At 40.2% G+C, this 15,755-nt stretch carries 12 protein-coding genes and 1 riboswitch; of the genes, 8 read left to right on the top strand and 4 right to left on the bottom strand.

Translation table 11 applies throughout. The features are described from left to right. Positions 1-12: 12 nt before the first annotated feature. Positions 13-957, bottom strand: a complete 945-nt coding sequence (locus tag BBEV_RS03445) for a hypothetical protein (RefSeq protein ID WP_069364185.1) — start codon at positions 955-957, stop codon at positions 13-15. Continuing rightward, positions 957-1,442 carry a helix-turn-helix domain-containing protein gene (locus BBEV_RS03450; RefSeq protein ID WP_069364186.1) on the bottom strand — a complete coding sequence of 162 codons (486 nt, stop codon included), beginning with the start codon at positions 1,440-1,442 and terminating at the stop codon, positions 957-959. Before BBEV_RS03450 ends, BBEV_RS03445 begins: the two co-directional genes overlap by 1 nt. A gap of 331 nt (positions 1,443-1,773) precedes the next feature. On the opposite strand from BBEV_RS03450, the gene BBEV_RS03455 reads away from it, so the two are divergent. Genes BBEV_RS03455 through BBEV_RS03475 form a run of 5 tightly spaced genes read left to right on the top strand, consistent with a single transcriptional unit; the run spans position 1,774 to position 9,308 of the window. Beyond that, a complete protein-coding gene (locus tag BBEV_RS03455; RefSeq protein ID WP_069364187.1) occupies positions 1,774-3,309 on the top strand; it encodes a type I restriction-modification system subunit M in 1,536 nt (511 codons plus the stop codon). Positions 3,310-3,320: 11 nt separating this feature from the next. Continuing rightward, the gene (locus tag BBEV_RS03460; RefSeq protein WP_069364188.1) at positions 3,321-4,520 is read left to right on the top strand and encodes a restriction endonuclease subunit S; all 1,200 of its coding nucleotides are present in this window, start codon (positions 3,321-3,323) and stop codon (positions 4,518-4,520) included. 28 nt (positions 4,521-4,548) lie between these two features. Next, entirely contained in the window at positions 4,549-7,653 is a 3,105-nt protein-coding gene (locus BBEV_RS03465) for a type I restriction endonuclease subunit R (RefSeq protein WP_069364189.1), read from the top strand. Positions 7,654-7,667: 14 nt separating this feature from the next. Further along, positions 7,668-8,399 (top strand): M48 family metallopeptidase, encoded by a 732-nt coding sequence (locus BBEV_RS03470; protein ID WP_069364190.1) that lies wholly within the window; start codon positions 7,668-7,670, stop codon positions 8,397-8,399. A 42-nt stretch (positions 8,400-8,441) separates the two neighbouring features. Beyond that, complete coding sequence (locus tag BBEV_RS03475; protein ID WP_069364191.1) at positions 8,442-9,308, top strand: SH3 domain-containing protein; 867 nt, start codon at positions 8,442-8,444, stop codon at positions 9,306-9,308. Between the two features lie 817 nt (positions 9,309-10,125). Here the strand turns inward: BBEV_RS03475 and BBEV_RS03480 are convergent. Next, positions 10,126-11,829 (bottom strand): methyl-accepting chemotaxis protein, encoded by a 1,704-nt coding sequence (locus BBEV_RS03480; protein WP_069364192.1) that lies wholly within the window; start codon positions 11,827-11,829, stop codon positions 10,126-10,128. A 306-nt stretch (positions 11,830-12,135) separates the two neighbouring features. Beyond that, positions 12,136-12,221, bottom strand: a riboswitch (cyclic di-GMP riboswitch). Between the two features lie 304 nt (positions 12,222-12,525). On the opposite strand from BBEV_RS03480, the gene BBEV_RS03485 reads away from it, so the two are divergent. Next, positions 12,526-12,726, top strand: coding sequence for a hypothetical protein (locus tag BBEV_RS03485; protein ID WP_157100912.1), 201 nt, complete (start codon positions 12,526-12,528; stop codon positions 12,724-12,726). Between the two features lie 36 nt (positions 12,727-12,762). Continuing rightward, complete coding sequence (locus BBEV_RS03490) at positions 12,763-13,047, top strand: redoxin domain-containing protein (protein WP_069364194.1); 285 nt, start codon at positions 12,763-12,765, stop codon at positions 13,045-13,047. A gap of 51 nt (positions 13,048-13,098) precedes the next feature. On the opposite strand, the gene BBEV_RS03495 is transcribed toward BBEV_RS03490, so the two are convergent. Beyond that, complete coding sequence (locus tag BBEV_RS03495; protein ID WP_069364195.1) at positions 13,099-14,445, bottom strand: sodium-dependent transporter; 1,347 nt, start codon at positions 14,443-14,445, stop codon at positions 13,099-13,101. Positions 14,446-14,694: 249 nt separating this feature from the next. Here BBEV_RS03495 and BBEV_RS03505 point away from each other — a divergent pair, with 249 nt between their 5' ends. Continuing rightward, entirely contained in the window at positions 14,695-15,663 is a 969-nt protein-coding gene (locus BBEV_RS03505; RefSeq protein ID WP_069364197.1) for a hypothetical protein, read from the top strand. Positions 15,664-15,755 lie beyond the last annotated feature (92 nt).

Genomic DNA, 15,755 nt, shown 5'->3' on the forward strand with positions numbered 1-15,755 from the left:
TTTTCACTTATCTTATATTGTCTTTCGATCGTCGATTCTCCCTGATACGATGTCGTGAAGTCGCTTGAATACTTCCGCCATGACATGCATGGTCGACTGATCAGAAGACTGCTTTTCGATCCAAAAGACGATCATTCTGTGATTGAATTTAATGTGACATGAATGGAAGTATTTCTGCTGATCTAATACTGCTGACACTATCTCAATGAAATCTTGATTCCGATTGTGCTCCGTTAGCATTAGTCTCAAATAAGCCCCTTTTCCATTTTCACGATCCAATGCAAAAGAGTAGGTCAAGTAACTTTTCCCCGCTCCAACGTTAACAGTGGGGTGATTTAACGTTGATTTTGAACGCATGAGATTAAAGGCATAAGGTACTTTCGCATGCAAAGCATTCAACAGAGTCTTGTTCCGCTTTACGACAGGGAGATCAAAATCTGCTTCTGGTTCTTCAGCGCAATAACCTGATGGAATCAATTTGGTATGGTCGAAGATACTTAATCCGAGATCTTGATTAAATCGGTCGATCTCTCGATATTTTTCTACGTCTGTCTTCATATTCAAACGATCGATCCATTCCAAAATTCTTTCGTCAAATGTAATGGCATAAAAGTTGATGAACTTCGAATAAGAGAAGTTCAAGTCGAATATGATAGCTTCAACCATTTCTGAATCAAAATCGGATGCGATCCAAACGATGATTGCTTCATCATAATGCTCATACATTTCGGTGATTCGGTTGTAATGATCAACATCAGTAGGCGTCAATTGTACCTCGATAATGACATTCAAATTAGACGCAACCGTCAAACCAAACAGGTCGATATAACGTTTATTTTTATACGTCTCAAACTGGAATGACTCAATCTCTTCACCGAGTACATTTGCAATAATCTCAGGCTTATTATAAAGCACGAGTTTAAAAAGCTCCTCTTTCTTAGATCCATAAATCGACATTACATCTCACCACTTTCATTCTGGAAGGCACTCCTGTTGAACTCATCTTGAAGTTCTTTAACCATTCCCAAGAGTTCACTCTGTTTAGAGAAATTGATATGCATATCACGCATCTCTTTGGTGACAAATTCTATAGTTGATACGATCAACTGTCTTTCTTTTGAACTCACCTCTTCACCACCAACCGTAAAATCGAGATCGAGAAGTATTTCTTCGATATCTGAAAGTTCTTTTTCCTGGTCGTTTCCAAGCTCCAAATAATGAAAAAAATTCGTGTTAAGACATTCCGACAATGCCTGAATGACAGGAATGGAAACATTACGCCTAATACCGTTTTCAATTCTACAGAGATAACCAGCTGAAACGCCAGTTCGATTCGACACTTCTGCCAATGAGAGCTTCTTCTTATTTCGGTGATACTTCACAGCAGTTGCAAGCTTTGACGACAAAATACGTTCTTCACTATTGATGTTCCTGTTCTTCATACCTCTTTACCTCCTTTGAAATTGCCAAATATGGCTCCTGTGTTGTGTTACTGTTATCATTTTATGCAGTCAATGACTATATATAACAGAATAACGTACGTTTGTTCTATAAAGCCCCAATTGTCTCGAAAAAATGTCATTTGTGAAATGACTTCAGGCAAGTACTTACTGAGACCCGTTAAAATCAGTACCAATGAATGATATACTTGTAATGAATCGAAATTGATGCAATATAGAAACACTGGATTGAAGCTCTTTCGTTTTGAAATCTTACAAATTGAAACATGTGTTCGTATCTGGTGTTCATTATAAACAAGGGGAGATCGATTATATGAGTAAACAAACAGTCGCACAGTCAGACATTAATGCAGTATTATGGAGTGCAGCGGATACCTTCAGAGGTAAAATTGACTCAAGTACCTACAAAGACTACATACTGACGATGCTGTTCATCAAATACATAAGTGATTCGTATAAAGAACATTTGGCTGAGTACACTGAAAAGTACAATGGCGATGAGAAGAGAATTAATCGGGCTCTATCAAGAGAGCGATTTGTGCTTGAGCAATCGGCTTCATTTGATTATCTTTACGAACAGAGACACAACCCTGAAATCGGCGAGATCATTAACAAAGCACTTGAAAAGATCGAGGATGAAAACACGGGCAAGCTCAGAGGCGTATTTCGAAATATTGACTTCAACTCGGAAACGGTTCTGGGAAGAACAAAAGAGCGGAATGCGCTACTGAGATCATTACTTGAAGACTTTAATGAGATCTCGCTCAAACCTTCTGATGTTGGACGAGAGGACATCATTGGGGATTCTTATCAGTATATGATTGAACAATTTGCCTCTGATGCAGGTAAAAAAGGCGGTGAATTTTTCACCCCATCTATGTTATCAGAATTAATAGCTCGGCTTGTTGAACCAAAAGAAAATGATCGTATATATGATCCGACTTGTGGATCTGGATCATTGTTGATAAGAGTTTCAAATCAGGTCGCTAATAAAAAAGTTGCTATTTATGGGCAAGAGAGAAATGGTCAAACGCAATCACTTGCAATGATGAATATGTATTTACATGGCATTGATGATGCCAAGATTGAGTGGGGAGATACATTGGCAAATCCCCTCCATTTAGAGAATGATAAACTAATGAAATTTCAAAGAATTGTCGCAAACCCTCCTTTTTCACTAGAGAAATGGTCAATGGGATTTGCAAATGATACTTCGGACGATAAAAGTTTTGTGATGGAGAGTTCTTTAGATCCTTACAGGCGTTTTGAGTGGGGTATACCTCCAAAATCAAAGGGTGATTTTGCATTTGTGCAACATATGATACATTCTTTATCTAACGAAGGAACAATGGTAACTTTACTACCTCATGGAGTACTATTTCGAGGAAATAGTGAGAAGAAAATTCGTGAGAGTATTATTCAAATGAACTTATTAGATGCAGTAATTGGGCTCCCTGGTAATTTGTTTTTTGGTGATGTTTCCATTTCTGCAGTAATATTAATATTTAAGAAAAATAGACCTCGAAAAGAAGTATTATTTATCGATGCTTCTGGAGCGGAATGCTTCGAAAAAGGAACAAATCAAAATAAATTAAGAGAAATTGACATTCAAAGAATATTAAATGCATATAAAGAGTATGAGACTCTTGACAGTTTTGCTTATAAAGCAAGTGTTGACGAAATAATTGAGAATGACTATAACATGAATATTCCTCGGTATTTTGAGAGTCATTACAATGAAATTCGAATAAATATGAAAGAAGTTAAAGAGGATATTCACGCAATTAAATCAAAGATAAGTGATCTAGAGGATAAGATGGATAAGTATTTAGAAAAATTAGGATTGTAGTAGGTGAAAATATGATCGAAGATAAAAAGGACCTGAATTCACTATCTTTAAAGTGGAATACATATAAATTAGAAGAAATATGTGTTAAAAAAGGTCTTGTCAGGGGACCATTTGGAGGCGCTCTAAAAAAAGAATTTTTTGTTGAAAAAGGTCATAAAGTATATGAACAAAAGAATGCAATATATAAAAATGCAGAAATTGGTAATTATTATATAGATGATGTTAAGTATGAAGAATTAAAAAGGTTTCGATTATTTGAAGGTGATTTTATCGTAAGTTGCTCGGGGACAATCGGTAAAATTTATAGAATCCCTAAAGGGGCAGAAAGTGGTATTATAAACCAGGCTTTACTTAAAATAACTCTTGATGAAGAAAAAGTAGATGGAGAATTTTTTAACCAATTTTTCGAGTGGGACAATTTTCAAAATAAAATCATAGAGAATACTCAGGGAGGAGCGATGAAAAACCTTGTGGGAATGAAGATTTTTAAAAATACCACAATAACCATCCCTTCATTATCAGAACAAAAAAAGATTGCTGAAATTCTCAAAACCTGGGACGAAGCCATAGAACTGAAAGAACAATTAATCAAGCAAAAAAATATACAGAAAAAGGGGTTGATGCAAAATTTGTTGACAGGTGAGTTGAGAATCCCAGGGAATAATGATAACTGGGAAGAAGTAAGACTAAAAGATGTAGTGAAAAAAATAAAAGGGAAAAAATTAAACTATTCAGAAGAAGGTTCAATCCCATGTATAGATATGGAGTTTTTTGAAACTGGTAGATTCAAAAATTATACTGAGCATGCAGAAGTTTTATCGAGTTTAAATGATGTACTTTTACTTTGGGATGGTTCGAGAGCAGGACGTTCTTATACTGGTATAGAAGGAGCAGTTGGGTCAACATTTGTTAAACTTAAGTGTGATGGAATAGATAATTGGTTTTTGCATTATTCTCTCTTAAACGACCAATCTAAAATACAAAGAATAAGGGAAGGTTCAGGAATTCCTCATGTCCCTAAAGATTTTTTGAATTATTATAAACTTAAAATACCAAGCATCGCAGAGCAAAAACAAATTTCTCACACTATAGGAAATTTTGATAAATCAGTCAATTTGTTAATTAAAGAAGTTGATTTGTTGAGGTCCCAAAAAAAAGGACTCATGCAACTACTTCTCACAGGAAAGGTTCGTGTTGGTGCTGAAGGATAAAACCGCTTAATGGCTTGGAGGTGAAGCAATGGATTATTTGGATCAATCAGAACTTGCAGTCAGTCAGCAACCTGCCGTTGAGGTTCTAGAGCAACTGGGTTATACGTATTTGACACAGGAAGAAGTGGAACGTCAGCGAAAAAACCTTTATGATGTGCTGTTATTGGATGTGTTAGAAGATCATTTGAGAAATACGAATGGCTTTGAGTATGGCGACAAAACATACGCCTTCAGTAACGGCAATATACATCAAGCGATTGAAGATTTAGATGAGAATCTGACTGACGGTCTTGTGAAAACAAATGAGAAGATCTATGAGACCATGATGCTAGGGCGTAGTTATTCGGAGACTTTACCCGACGGCTCGAAGAAGTCATTTTCGATTCAATATATCGATTGGGATGATCCCTCAAGGAATCAATATCACGTGACTGAAGAATTCAGTGTTGAACGGCAAGACGGAAATGGCACCATAAGGGTCGATCTGGTGCTCTTTGTCAATGGTATACCATTCGCTACGATCGAATGCAAACGTGCTTCAATTCCAGTCTCAGAGGGCGTCAGTCAGACGATTCGAAATCAACAGTCAGATTATGCCCCTCAGCTTTTCAAATTCATTCAGCTGGTCCTGGCGACTAACAAAAACGACGTCATGTACGCGACGTGCAGCACACCTGCAAAGTTTTGGGCTGTCTGGAAAGAAGAAGATTTCAGCTGGCTTGAGAATCGATTGAAAGAGGCTGTTCTAGGAAGGACACCGACTAAGCAGGATAAAGACTTGATCTCTCTTTGCCAACCAGAGCGGTTGATGGATTTTACGCGTTATTTTGTCATATTTGATAAAGACGTTAAAAAAGTGGCGAGATACCAACAGTTCTATGCCATTAAAGAAATCATCAAAACCATCGAAGAGCGTGACGAGAAGGGCAATCGCCAAAGCGGTGTGATTTGGCATACCCAAGGAAGTGGGAAATCACTGACGATGGTGATGCTGGCAAAGTTCATTCTCTCTGAATTGATGAAATTTAATCCAAAAGTGATTATTGTAACAGATCGAATTGATCTTGATAAACAGATACACAATACTTTTAACCATTCCAGATTGAAGGCCAGTCGTGCAAGATCTGGCAAGCATCTGATTGATTTGATCAAAGGTAACAAAGCGGATGTCGTGACTACGTTAGTTCATAAATTTGATACGGCACTTCACAATCAGGATCCGATTGAATCAAAGGATATTTTTGTCCTGGTCGATGAATCACATCGGAGTCAATACGGTGAGATGAATATCAAGATGCAGAAACTTTTCCCGAATGCTTCCTATTTAGGTTTTACAGGAACGCCATTGTTGAAGAAAGAAAAAAGCACAATGATCAAGTTCGGCAAGCTAATTCATAAGTACACGATTGCTGATGGTGTTGAAGATAAAGCTATACTGCCACTCCTTTATGAAGGACGTATGGTTGAACAAACGGTCAATCAAAAGGCAATCGATAAACGTTTGGAGATGATCACCCGACATTTAAATGACGAACAGAAAGATCAAGTGATGAAAAAGTGGAGCAGTTTTGAACGAATTGCATCATCGAATCAACGAATCAGCTTGATTGCATATGATATTAACCAGCACTTTATGCAGAATTACAAAACAAAAGGCTCCCAGTTCAAGGGGATGCTTGCAACGAACAGCAAAATTGAAGCCATACGTTATTTGGATGCCTTCGAAGAATTGGGTGACTTAAACTGTGCAGTTGTCATTTCCCCGCCTGATCAACGGGAGGGGCATGAAGCAGTTGATCAGGAATCACAAGATAAAATCCAACGCTTTTGGAAGAGGATGATGAATCGATATGGCGATGGAGATAAATATGAAGATGGCATCAAAGATGAGTTTATCCATGGCGATGACATTGACATTCTGATCGTAGTGGATAAGCTTTTAACGGGTTTTGATGCCCCGCGTGCAACCGTGCTGTATATCGACAAGATGTTAAAGGAACACACATTATTGCAGGCGATTGCCCGAGTGAATCGACTATATGAAGGCAAAGACTACGGTGTCATCATTGATTATCGAGGGCTTCTGGAGAAGCTAGATGAAGCGATGGAATTATATTCGGGCTCTGGACTCGATAATTACGATCCAGATGACCTGAAAGGTGCATTGCATGATGTCATTTCAGTTATTGGGAAAATTCGTCAAAGTCATTCTGATCTATGGGATATTTTTGCCCCTGTGCGAAATAAAAATGATGCTGAAGAGTATGAGGTTCTTTTAGGGAATGATGAACTTCGGGATAATTTTTATGATGTACTCAGCCAATTTGGACGGAATATGGCTATTGCACTGGAATCAGAACGTGTGTATGATGCATTGGGTCCTGACGAGTTGGCAAAGTACAAAAAGGATTTGAAGTTTTTCCAGGAGATGCGTCGAAGTGTGAAGCGACGATATTCGGATGATATCGACCATAAAGAATATGAAGCGAAGATGCAGCAACTGATGGACCAATACATTTCTTCGGAAGATATGATGCAAATTACCAACCCTGTCGATATACTCGACCGTGATGGTTTTGAGGAAGAAATGGATCGTTTGGGATCAAAACGAGCAAAAGCTGACGCGATTCGGACAAGAATGACGCGAAGCATTAACGAAAAATATGATGAGAACCCAGCCTACTATAAGAAATTTTCTGAGCGGATCAAGGAGACTTTGGAAGCCTATAAAGAAAAGCGGATTACTGAATCTGAATACTGGGAACAAATGAATGAACTGAAGAAAGAGTATCAAGCAGGTGCTTCTGATGATCAGTTCCCTGAAAGTGTAAGGGGCAATGGCACTGCACAAGCCTTTTATGGGGTCACAAAAGATATCATTGCCGAAGTGAACGAATCTATGCCATCTTATGAGGTTGTGGGTACTTTGGCAAAGGACATGGACAGTATCGTGAATGAACATGCAAAAGTCGATTGGCAGAATAACATAGACGTTCATAATAAAATCGAGCAGGAAATTGATGATCTCCTCTTTGGATTTGCGGAAAAACATGGTGTGGAGCTTCCTTTTGAGCAAATCGATAAGATCATCGATCAAGTCAAAACGATAGCCATCAGGCGGTACACTAAATAAAAAGGACGATTGCTATGGAAAAGCACCAGATTGAATACAACAACAAGACGATCGTCTTCTTCGTTGAACGGAAAAATGTGAAGAATGTCAACGTGAACATCAAACCAGATATGTCAGTCGTTATTTCAGCAAACGAGCATGTTCCAATGGAATTTATCGAAAAACTCATCCATAGGAGGGCTTCTTGGATACTTAAACACGTCAATGCCTTTGAAAAAGTACAGCCTGAGCGGAAGAGTGAGCGGGAATACGTAAGCGGTGAAAGTTTGAAATACTTGGGGAAACAATATAGGCTTCGTGTGATAAAGGTCGATCATGTGAAACAAGAAGGTGTGAAGTATTTCAGAGGCTATCTACATGTTTATGTAAAAGATGCAGAGGATAAAGTAAGAAAGAAAAATCTGATTGAACAATGGATGCGAAAGCGTGCTTCCATTATTTTTCAAGAACAGCTTGCAAAAGCATACGGGAAAGTTGTGAAATATGGCGTAGATCAACCTGAAATATCGGTCAGAGTGATGAAATCTAGGTGGGGATCGGCCTTAGTCGATCAAAAAACGATTCAACTGAATTTTGAACTGATTAAAGCGCCGAAAGCCTGCATCGAATACGTTGTCCTGCATGAGCTGATTCACTTCATTCATAATAATCATTCGGAGGCATTCTATACGCTTTTAGACGTCTTGATGCCTGATTGGGAAGACAGAAAGCGAATCTTGGACGAAGAGACAGTGAAAGAGATTTGAAAGCATTCTCAAGATAAGTCGCTCAGTAGAGGTGGTGAGAGAGTGGGAAATTCATCAGATGGCTCTGAACAATTCCCTGGATTTAGACTTAATGATGAAATACTTGATGCGGTTAAAAGCTTTCATAGATTGAATAACATGATTGGCGAGAAAGCACTCGCTTATGAACATTTCATAAACAGTTTGGATACTACTAAAATTGCAAGAGCAGTTGAAGCTTTCAATACAATTGCTCAAGTACATTTTGATTTCATAAAAAAAATCGATAAAATCTATGAAAACATTGAACCTTTGATTATAGAATTTGTAGCAGTCTCATCAAGGTTTGAGGAATTTACACGAACGAATTTTGAGAAAGTAGATTGGGACAAATTAAATGAAATTGCAAATGACTTAGTTTTGTTGGAAGAAAGTGAATACCCAACAACAGATGTTCAAGAGGTTGAATCAACCTTTGACTCAGCACTGGTTTCAGCGGGGATTTTTACTGATGAAATAAGAGATCATACCCAGTTTAACAAATTGTTGAACTACTTGAAGACTCTGCCGAAAAAGTCAAGATCATTTAGAATAGTTGGTGGAGTTTTGATTTGGTTTGTTTCAAATTTTGTCTACGATTATTTAGGGGCCTCAATACTGACAGATGATCATACGACTATTACAAGAGAAATAACCAACTATCAACAAATAGCCACAGATTTTTCTGATGTGAAAAATATTTCCAATAACTCATCTGTAATTTATTTTGCTGATGATGAATCATCAGAAGTGTTGCATGAATTATCAAAACAGGACATGGTCATTGTGTTAGAGAGAAACGAGAAATGGTCAAAAATTTTATACTTAGATGTGGATAATCTAATTGAAGGCTGGATTAAGAGTCGGTATTTAGATGATGATGAAATTTGACAGGAACGAGTATACGCTCACCCTTTTGTTATTACCACCTAATGGATTATTGTGGGAATTGCGAATATCTATGTGAATCAACTGAATAAAGTGTTCGTCCTTTCCTACTGATCTTAAAAGTGAGTTAAACCATTCAAACATCCGTTCAGAGAGTAAGGGGAAGTTTGTCGGAATCCTTATGGGTATTTCCCTCAAAAAAAGAGAGCCAGGACTGTGGAGGTCCTTTTGGCTCTCTTTCTTGTACATATGCAATCCCACGCGATCAAACTAAGGAATTACCAGTTACTACTTACATAATACAAAAAAATTTCATGAGAGTAAACTGTCTCATTACCAGTTCAACAATTTTCCGTGAGTGATGCACTATATATCATCAATAAATCAGCAAAAGTCAGCAGAGATACTAAAGAAGAAAGCTATGAAAAAGGCAGGCACAACATTGTTCTTTTTCATATTTGAATACCGTGGTAACATATTTGGTAACCAAATAGACGTGAGCAGTCATAAAAAGAAGTGGGGTAAAGTGATCAAACCGTTGATATCAGTGGTTTTTGGTTAGTGCAAGTGTTCGAAAATGAAAGGTGGCGTTCGCTGGCAGCGAAGAGGTCAGCGGTTCGAGCCCGCTATGCTCCACCAATATTGACTCACCTGCATATGTGACCAACGACGTGGTTTTCCGAATGATCGGGGAATTGCGTCGTTTTTTTGTTCAATATACCCGGGATAACAGGTTTTGAGTTATCGATGTAACAAAAGAAAAACGAGCTTAAGAAGCAAGCTCGTTTTTCATACCAGGTACATAAAATCATCAGATTCACTACTGCATCTTGAACTGATTTATAGAAGTCTTTAAGTCCTCGGCAATTTCGCTCAATGCTTCAGAAGATGATGATATTTCTTGCATCGATGCATTTTGCTCCTCTGCAGAGGCGGCGACAGTTTGCGTGTGGCTTGCTGTGTTTTCTGCAATTTTTCCCGATTCCTCCACCGAATGTAACATCGATTCAGTACTTGAAGTGATTTGCTCGACAGCTGCAGATACTTCTTGCACTTGTGTAGTAACACCTGTAACAGCATCTGATATTGTTTCAAATGTTTTACCTGCGTTGTCGACAAAATCAATTCCCTCTTCCACAGAAGCCCTGCCTTCATTCATTGAAGCGATTGAAACCTCGATGCTGGCTTGAATATCTTCAACAAGTGAACCAATTTGACCTGCAGATTGACTGGATTGTTCGGCTAATTTCCGAACCTCATCTGCTACGACGGCAAAGCCTTTACCATGTTCACCGGCCCTGGCTGCTTCGATTGCGGCATTCAACGCCAAGAGGTTCGTTTGTTCGGCGACATTTGTAATCAGGCTAATGATTTCGCCGATTTCATTTGATTTTTCACCCAGTTCTTTCACACTCATTGAGGTTGAAGTTGTTTTATCGTTAATGATTTGCATTTGACTCGCAACTTGATTAATGACATGTGAACCTTCTTCTGATTTTTCACTCGTCGTCTGAGCGGATTCATTTACTTGTTCCATGCTCGATGCGATTTGTTGCATCCCATCGGATATTTCATTCACCGTGTTTGAGGCATAACTTGCACTTGAAGCTTGTTTTTCAGATCCTGATGCCACTTCTTGGATCGAGGTTGCAATGCTATCTGACGCTTTACTCGTTTCTTCAGCGCTTGCTGAAAGCTGCTCAGAAGAAGCGGCTACTTGCTCTGAATTATCGGATACCTTTTTCAGTAAAGATACTAAGTTATTTTTCATCAAATTGTAACTGGTCGTCAAATGAGCAATTTCATCATAGGATTTGTCATGTAATGTTGTTGTGAAATCACCTTTTCCGGCAAGATCAAGTGCATTCGTTACCGCAGTTAATCTTTTTTTAACTCTTCTCGTGAATAGGATAACGATCGCCATCGAAATAATAATGACAAGAACAAGAGCTGTGATAAATCCCTGCATGGTTTGTGAAATGGTTGAATCGATAAATTCTTGAGAGGCACCGACATACCACATGCCAATGACTTCGTCAGTTTCATCATAGATGGGTTGATATGCCGTTTGATACATTGTTCCAGCTACATCTGCTTCTCCGGTAAATATCTCTTCGTTATGTAACACGGTTTCAACGACTTCATCTGACACAACCGTTCCAACAGCTCTTTCACCATCCAAGAGCACGTTCGTGGTCACGCGCGTATCATCTAAGAAGATGGTGACAGTCCCGCCGGTCATATCCCCAATATCATCAACAATATCATAATTTTCGTCGATCTGAGTGTCTCCTTTAAATAACATGCCATCTTGAATATTCCAGTTTCCAGGATAACGCTCATCAATGTAACTGTACCCTAATTCAAGGTCAGACTGCGCCTTATCAATAGCAGTATCCTGAATCCCGGACGTAACCTGGTTATGAACGACGATGCTTAAAATAATCGAAAGTCCGATGATTATTGAAAGAACCAGTATGTTAAGCTTTGTTCCAAATTTCAAACGATCAATAATGCCAATCATATCAATTCCACTCCCATTACTTATTTATTATTCTTTGACCTTGCTTGAATCAGTGCCCTATCACTTAACTCCCCCAATCATGATTGTTCCGGAAGAAAATCTTTTTTGAGCAGAAAGCCGAGGAATATGCTTACGTTCTAAGGGACATTGACAAGAAAGAAAACTGCGCTTGGTTTCTCGCCAAGCTTTAATGGCGAAAGGCTTCGTTGTGGTTATCCTTGAATCCTTCAGCGAACTTAAACAGTCCTATTAAATAAAAAAATAACTACTCTAATCGTCAGATGTAGAATAGCCAAAAAAGAAAATTCCGGTAGCAAGGCGATCATAGTTGAATAACCTTAGACCCTGGTGCTTTGCGACCCACCCTTTCAGGTAGTGTGCCTTTGTCAATGTATGTAGTTCGATTATAACGGTACTAAACATACTTTATACGTTAAAATGTTATAAATCAAGACTAGATTCAAAAAAATACCTAGTTATTCTTCCGGGTGTTCTTGTCTACCCGATAAAACGCTGGATTCGGACTGTACGATTTTGGAGAAACGTAAGCCCGTCGGACTAACCGATCCATAGGACGTGATAGATAAAAGGAAGTACAATAAAAATGTTGAAAAATATGGACAGCGTTGTATTTCCTTTCATTCAATTGTGTAAGATGCTATTCTAATGGAAGATCACAAAGAGGAGGCGGAACACGTGAAACGATTATGGATGAGTCTTGTGCTGATGATGCTCGCGGTCGTAATTGCTGCTTGCGGAAATAACGAAGCAACAGACTATGAAGCCTATGATGCATCTGACTACAATTATGCTTTAGCGGATTCAACAGGAAGCGAAGTGAATTTGTTTACAGAAGATGAAAAAGGACTGTACCTGTATTTCACAGGTGTTGGCTGACCGGTTTGTATTACTCAGCTAGTTGAGCTGAACGAAGTGATAGAAGAAGTGGAAGCTTTAGGCTACACCGTTTATGGCGTCAGCCCGAGTTCACCGGAAGAGCACCGGGACGTCATTGAACAAACGGGCCTGGCATTTGATCTATTGACGGATATGAACTATGAAGTAGGTTCTGACCATGGTTTTGTCGATCTGGATGAAGGACTGATATTCAGAGGGTATACGGCCGTGAACCCTGAAACAGGTGAACAGACAACCGAAGTGGATTACCTTGTCGGGGAAAATAAAGATGAAATTCTCGAGGTTCTTGAAGATTTATAAACACACACAAAAAACTCGCCCGAAAAGGCGAGTTTTTTGTGTGCCAATGGCTTAGAACAGGCCGATGGCATTCAGGAATACAATCAGGATCAATATCGGTGCCACAAAGCGCAGAATGAATACCCATAAGTTACCGAATACTGTATCGCCGAAGTCAGATTCCTTAAGTGCATCCGACTTCTGCCATCCCCAACCGACAAACAGTGCAATCATCAGTCCACCGAGCGGTAAAAAGATGTTGGATGCAAGAAAGTCTGCGGCATCAAGAATTTCGAGACCACCGATGGTGACGTGTGACAGCACCCCGTTCCCGAGAGAAGATGGAACGCCAAGTACAAAAATGATCCCGCCAATGATGACGGCTGCTTTTTTCCGGCTCCAGCTGAAGCGACGCATGAAGTAGGCAACGGCCACTTCCAGAAGAGAAACACCGGATGTGATGGCTGCAGCTGAGAGAAGGAAGAAAAACAGGAAACCAAAGATCATCCCGCCAGTCATTTCAGCAAAAATTTCCGGCAGTGTAATGAAGACGAGTCCCGGTCCGGAATCCGGGCTGATGCCAAATGCGAAGACTGCCGGGAAGATCATCAGACCGGCAATAATTGCAAATAAAGTGTCCAGCGTGGCAACGCTGACCGCAGCACCAGGTAATTTTTCTTCCTTCGACAGGTAACTCCCGTAGGTGATCAGTGCCCCCATACCGAGGGATAAGGAGAAGAAGGCTTGCCCGAGAGCCGCCAGATAAACTTCCGGATCACCAAATGCACTCCAGTCCGGTGCGAAGAGGAAGGTTATCGCTTCGCCTGCTCCACCCAGCGTCAGGCTGTAACCGGCGAGTCCGATGACAAGCAGGGCTAAACCAGGCATCAGGATTTTGTTCCACATTTCGATGCCTTTTTTCACTCCGCCGTATACAATCCCAACTGTCAGAGCCATGAACAGAAACTGCCAGAAGAGCGGTTGAACCGGACTCGTAATGAATCCGCCAAAATAGTCTCCGTAGCCACCGGCATCACCTATGGCAGGCCCACCGGTAAAGTATTGAGTAAAGTAATGAAGCGACCAGCCGGCGACAACCCCGTAAAAGGACAGGATGATAAACGCTGATGCGACACCCAGGAAGCCGGCAAGGACCCATGGTTTTCCTGGCGCGATCGTTTCAAATGAACCGACCACATCACTTTGCGCTCTGCGTCCGATGGAGAATTCCGCCATCAAAATCGGAATGCCGATCGCAATAATACATGCCAGGTAAATCAGTAAAAAGGCTGCTCCGCCGCTTTCCCCTGTGACATAAGAAAAACGCCAGATGTTTCCGAGACCGACTGCCGATCCCATGGCAGCAAGGATAAATCCGATTTTCGATCCCCACTGCTCTCGTTGTTGTAAAGCACTCATAACGACTCACTCTCCCCTTTAAAGCGTTGAAGTATTAAAAGACCATAAAATACTATATCACAGAAGAGGGAGGATCGTGTACTCAATTATCAAAAAAACTGATCATTCTGAATTATACAGGAAAAAGGGTACCGAAAATTGGCAAAGGAAACCTGCGAAATCCAAATTGTGTTTACGATGTTACGACTGTGGTAATCTAGGGTTACAAGAAGTAGAAAAAACGATTAAAAGATCGAAAGGGGAACAAAAATGGATGTAATCGAAATTGCTCTTTTTACAATACTCGTCATTGTGTTTGGGATACCATTTGCTCTGAAAGTAAGGTATGCAGCAGCGATTATGCAGCAGTTTGACTATGACAGGATCGATTATCAGCAATGGATGATCGACAACCGGCAGCAAGTCCTCGAAAAAGTGGAGTTGATTTATGTCGTTTCTCTCCTGTTCTTTTTCTTATCAAGTCCAGCAGAGGGACTGATGCTCGCTGTTGTCACGGTAATGATTCATGGAGTGTATCTGATCAGGTTGGCAAAAGGCCGTAAACACCCGGACTATTCACCGGAAATTCAGCGGTTGATTGGCACGGTCTATGTGATGGCGGGCCTTTTTGTGATGCTCAGTATCGTCCTTGCAGCTTTCTTGAACGTTACTGCCGGGTTTGCCGTCCTTGTGTTCCTCATCTGGTATGCGTTCTCACTGATCCGGGTGGCTTCTGGCATTACCGATCCGGTGGAAGACAAAATCAAGGCCCGAACGATGGAAGATGCGAAACGCCTGATCAGTGTCCACCCATCGCTTAGCATCGTTGGGTTTCAGGAAACGGCCAATTCTCAAGGGTTGGCTGACAGGGTTCACGACGGACTTTCTTCCACGGAAGATGTGCTGGCAATTACTTCAGGTCGTAGGAATCAGGATGAGATTGCAACACAGTTGAATCTGAATTTAAAAGAGCAGCACAGCGTCGTTTTCGTGAAGGTCGATGGGATGAATGAAGAAGCATTGAACGAACTGATGCAATATCTTCATTTTTCCAAAACGGTCACGATCGAAGAAAAAGAAGAAGGTACTTGGTTGTTGCACCTTTCGAACGCAGGCGATGAAGCCAATGGGAATGAAGAAACCGTCAGACTCCACGAAAATGAGCAGCAGGCATTGATGATGCAGGCAGCGGAAAGGATCGTCCAGTGGCTTGAGAATGACAATTCCACTGCATCCTGACACTTATATGATATCGATTTCATAAAAACTTTTCTGAAAGAGCTGATTTTTGTCCAATCAGCGCATTTAAAAGGGGCTGGTAATCGTTTTCA

The sequence above is a fragment of the Salisediminibacterium beveridgei genome (assembly GCF_001721685.1).
GTDB classification, from domain to species: domain Bacteria; phylum Bacillota; class Bacilli; order Bacillales; family Salisediminibacteriaceae; genus Salisediminibacterium; species Salisediminibacterium beveridgei.

Excerpts from the sequence above, each read along its gene's own strand:
- BBEV_RS03445 (WP_069364185.1), bottom strand. The coding sequence starts at position 957 with ATGTCGATTTATGGATCTAAGAAAGAGGAGCTTTTTAAACTCGTGCTT.
- BBEV_RS03450 (WP_069364186.1), bottom strand. The coding sequence starts at position 1,442 with ATGAAGAACAGGAACATCAATAGTGAAGAACGTATTTTGTCGTCAAAG.
- BBEV_RS03455 (WP_069364187.1), top strand. The coding sequence starts at position 1,774 with ATGAGTAAACAAACAGTCGCACAGTCAGACATTAATGCAGTATTATGG.
- BBEV_RS03460 (WP_069364188.1), top strand. The coding sequence starts at position 3,321 with ATGATCGAAGATAAAAAGGACCTGAATTCACTATCTTTAAAGTGGAAT.
- BBEV_RS03465 (WP_069364189.1), top strand. The coding sequence starts at position 4,549 with ATGGATTATTTGGATCAATCAGAACTTGCAGTCAGTCAGCAACCTGCC.
- BBEV_RS03470 (WP_069364190.1), top strand. The coding sequence starts at position 7,668 with ATGGAAAAGCACCAGATTGAATACAACAACAAGACGATCGTCTTCTTC.
- BBEV_RS03480 (WP_069364192.1), bottom strand. The coding sequence starts at position 11,829 with ATGATTGGCATTATTGATCGTTTGAAATTTGGAACAAAGCTTAACATA.
- BBEV_RS03495 (WP_069364195.1), bottom strand. The coding sequence starts at position 14,445 with ATGAGTGCTTTACAACAACGAGAGCAGTGGGGATCGAAAATCGGATTT.
- BBEV_RS03505 (WP_069364197.1), top strand. The coding sequence starts at position 14,695 with ATGGATGTAATCGAAATTGCTCTTTTTACAATACTCGTCATTGTGTTT.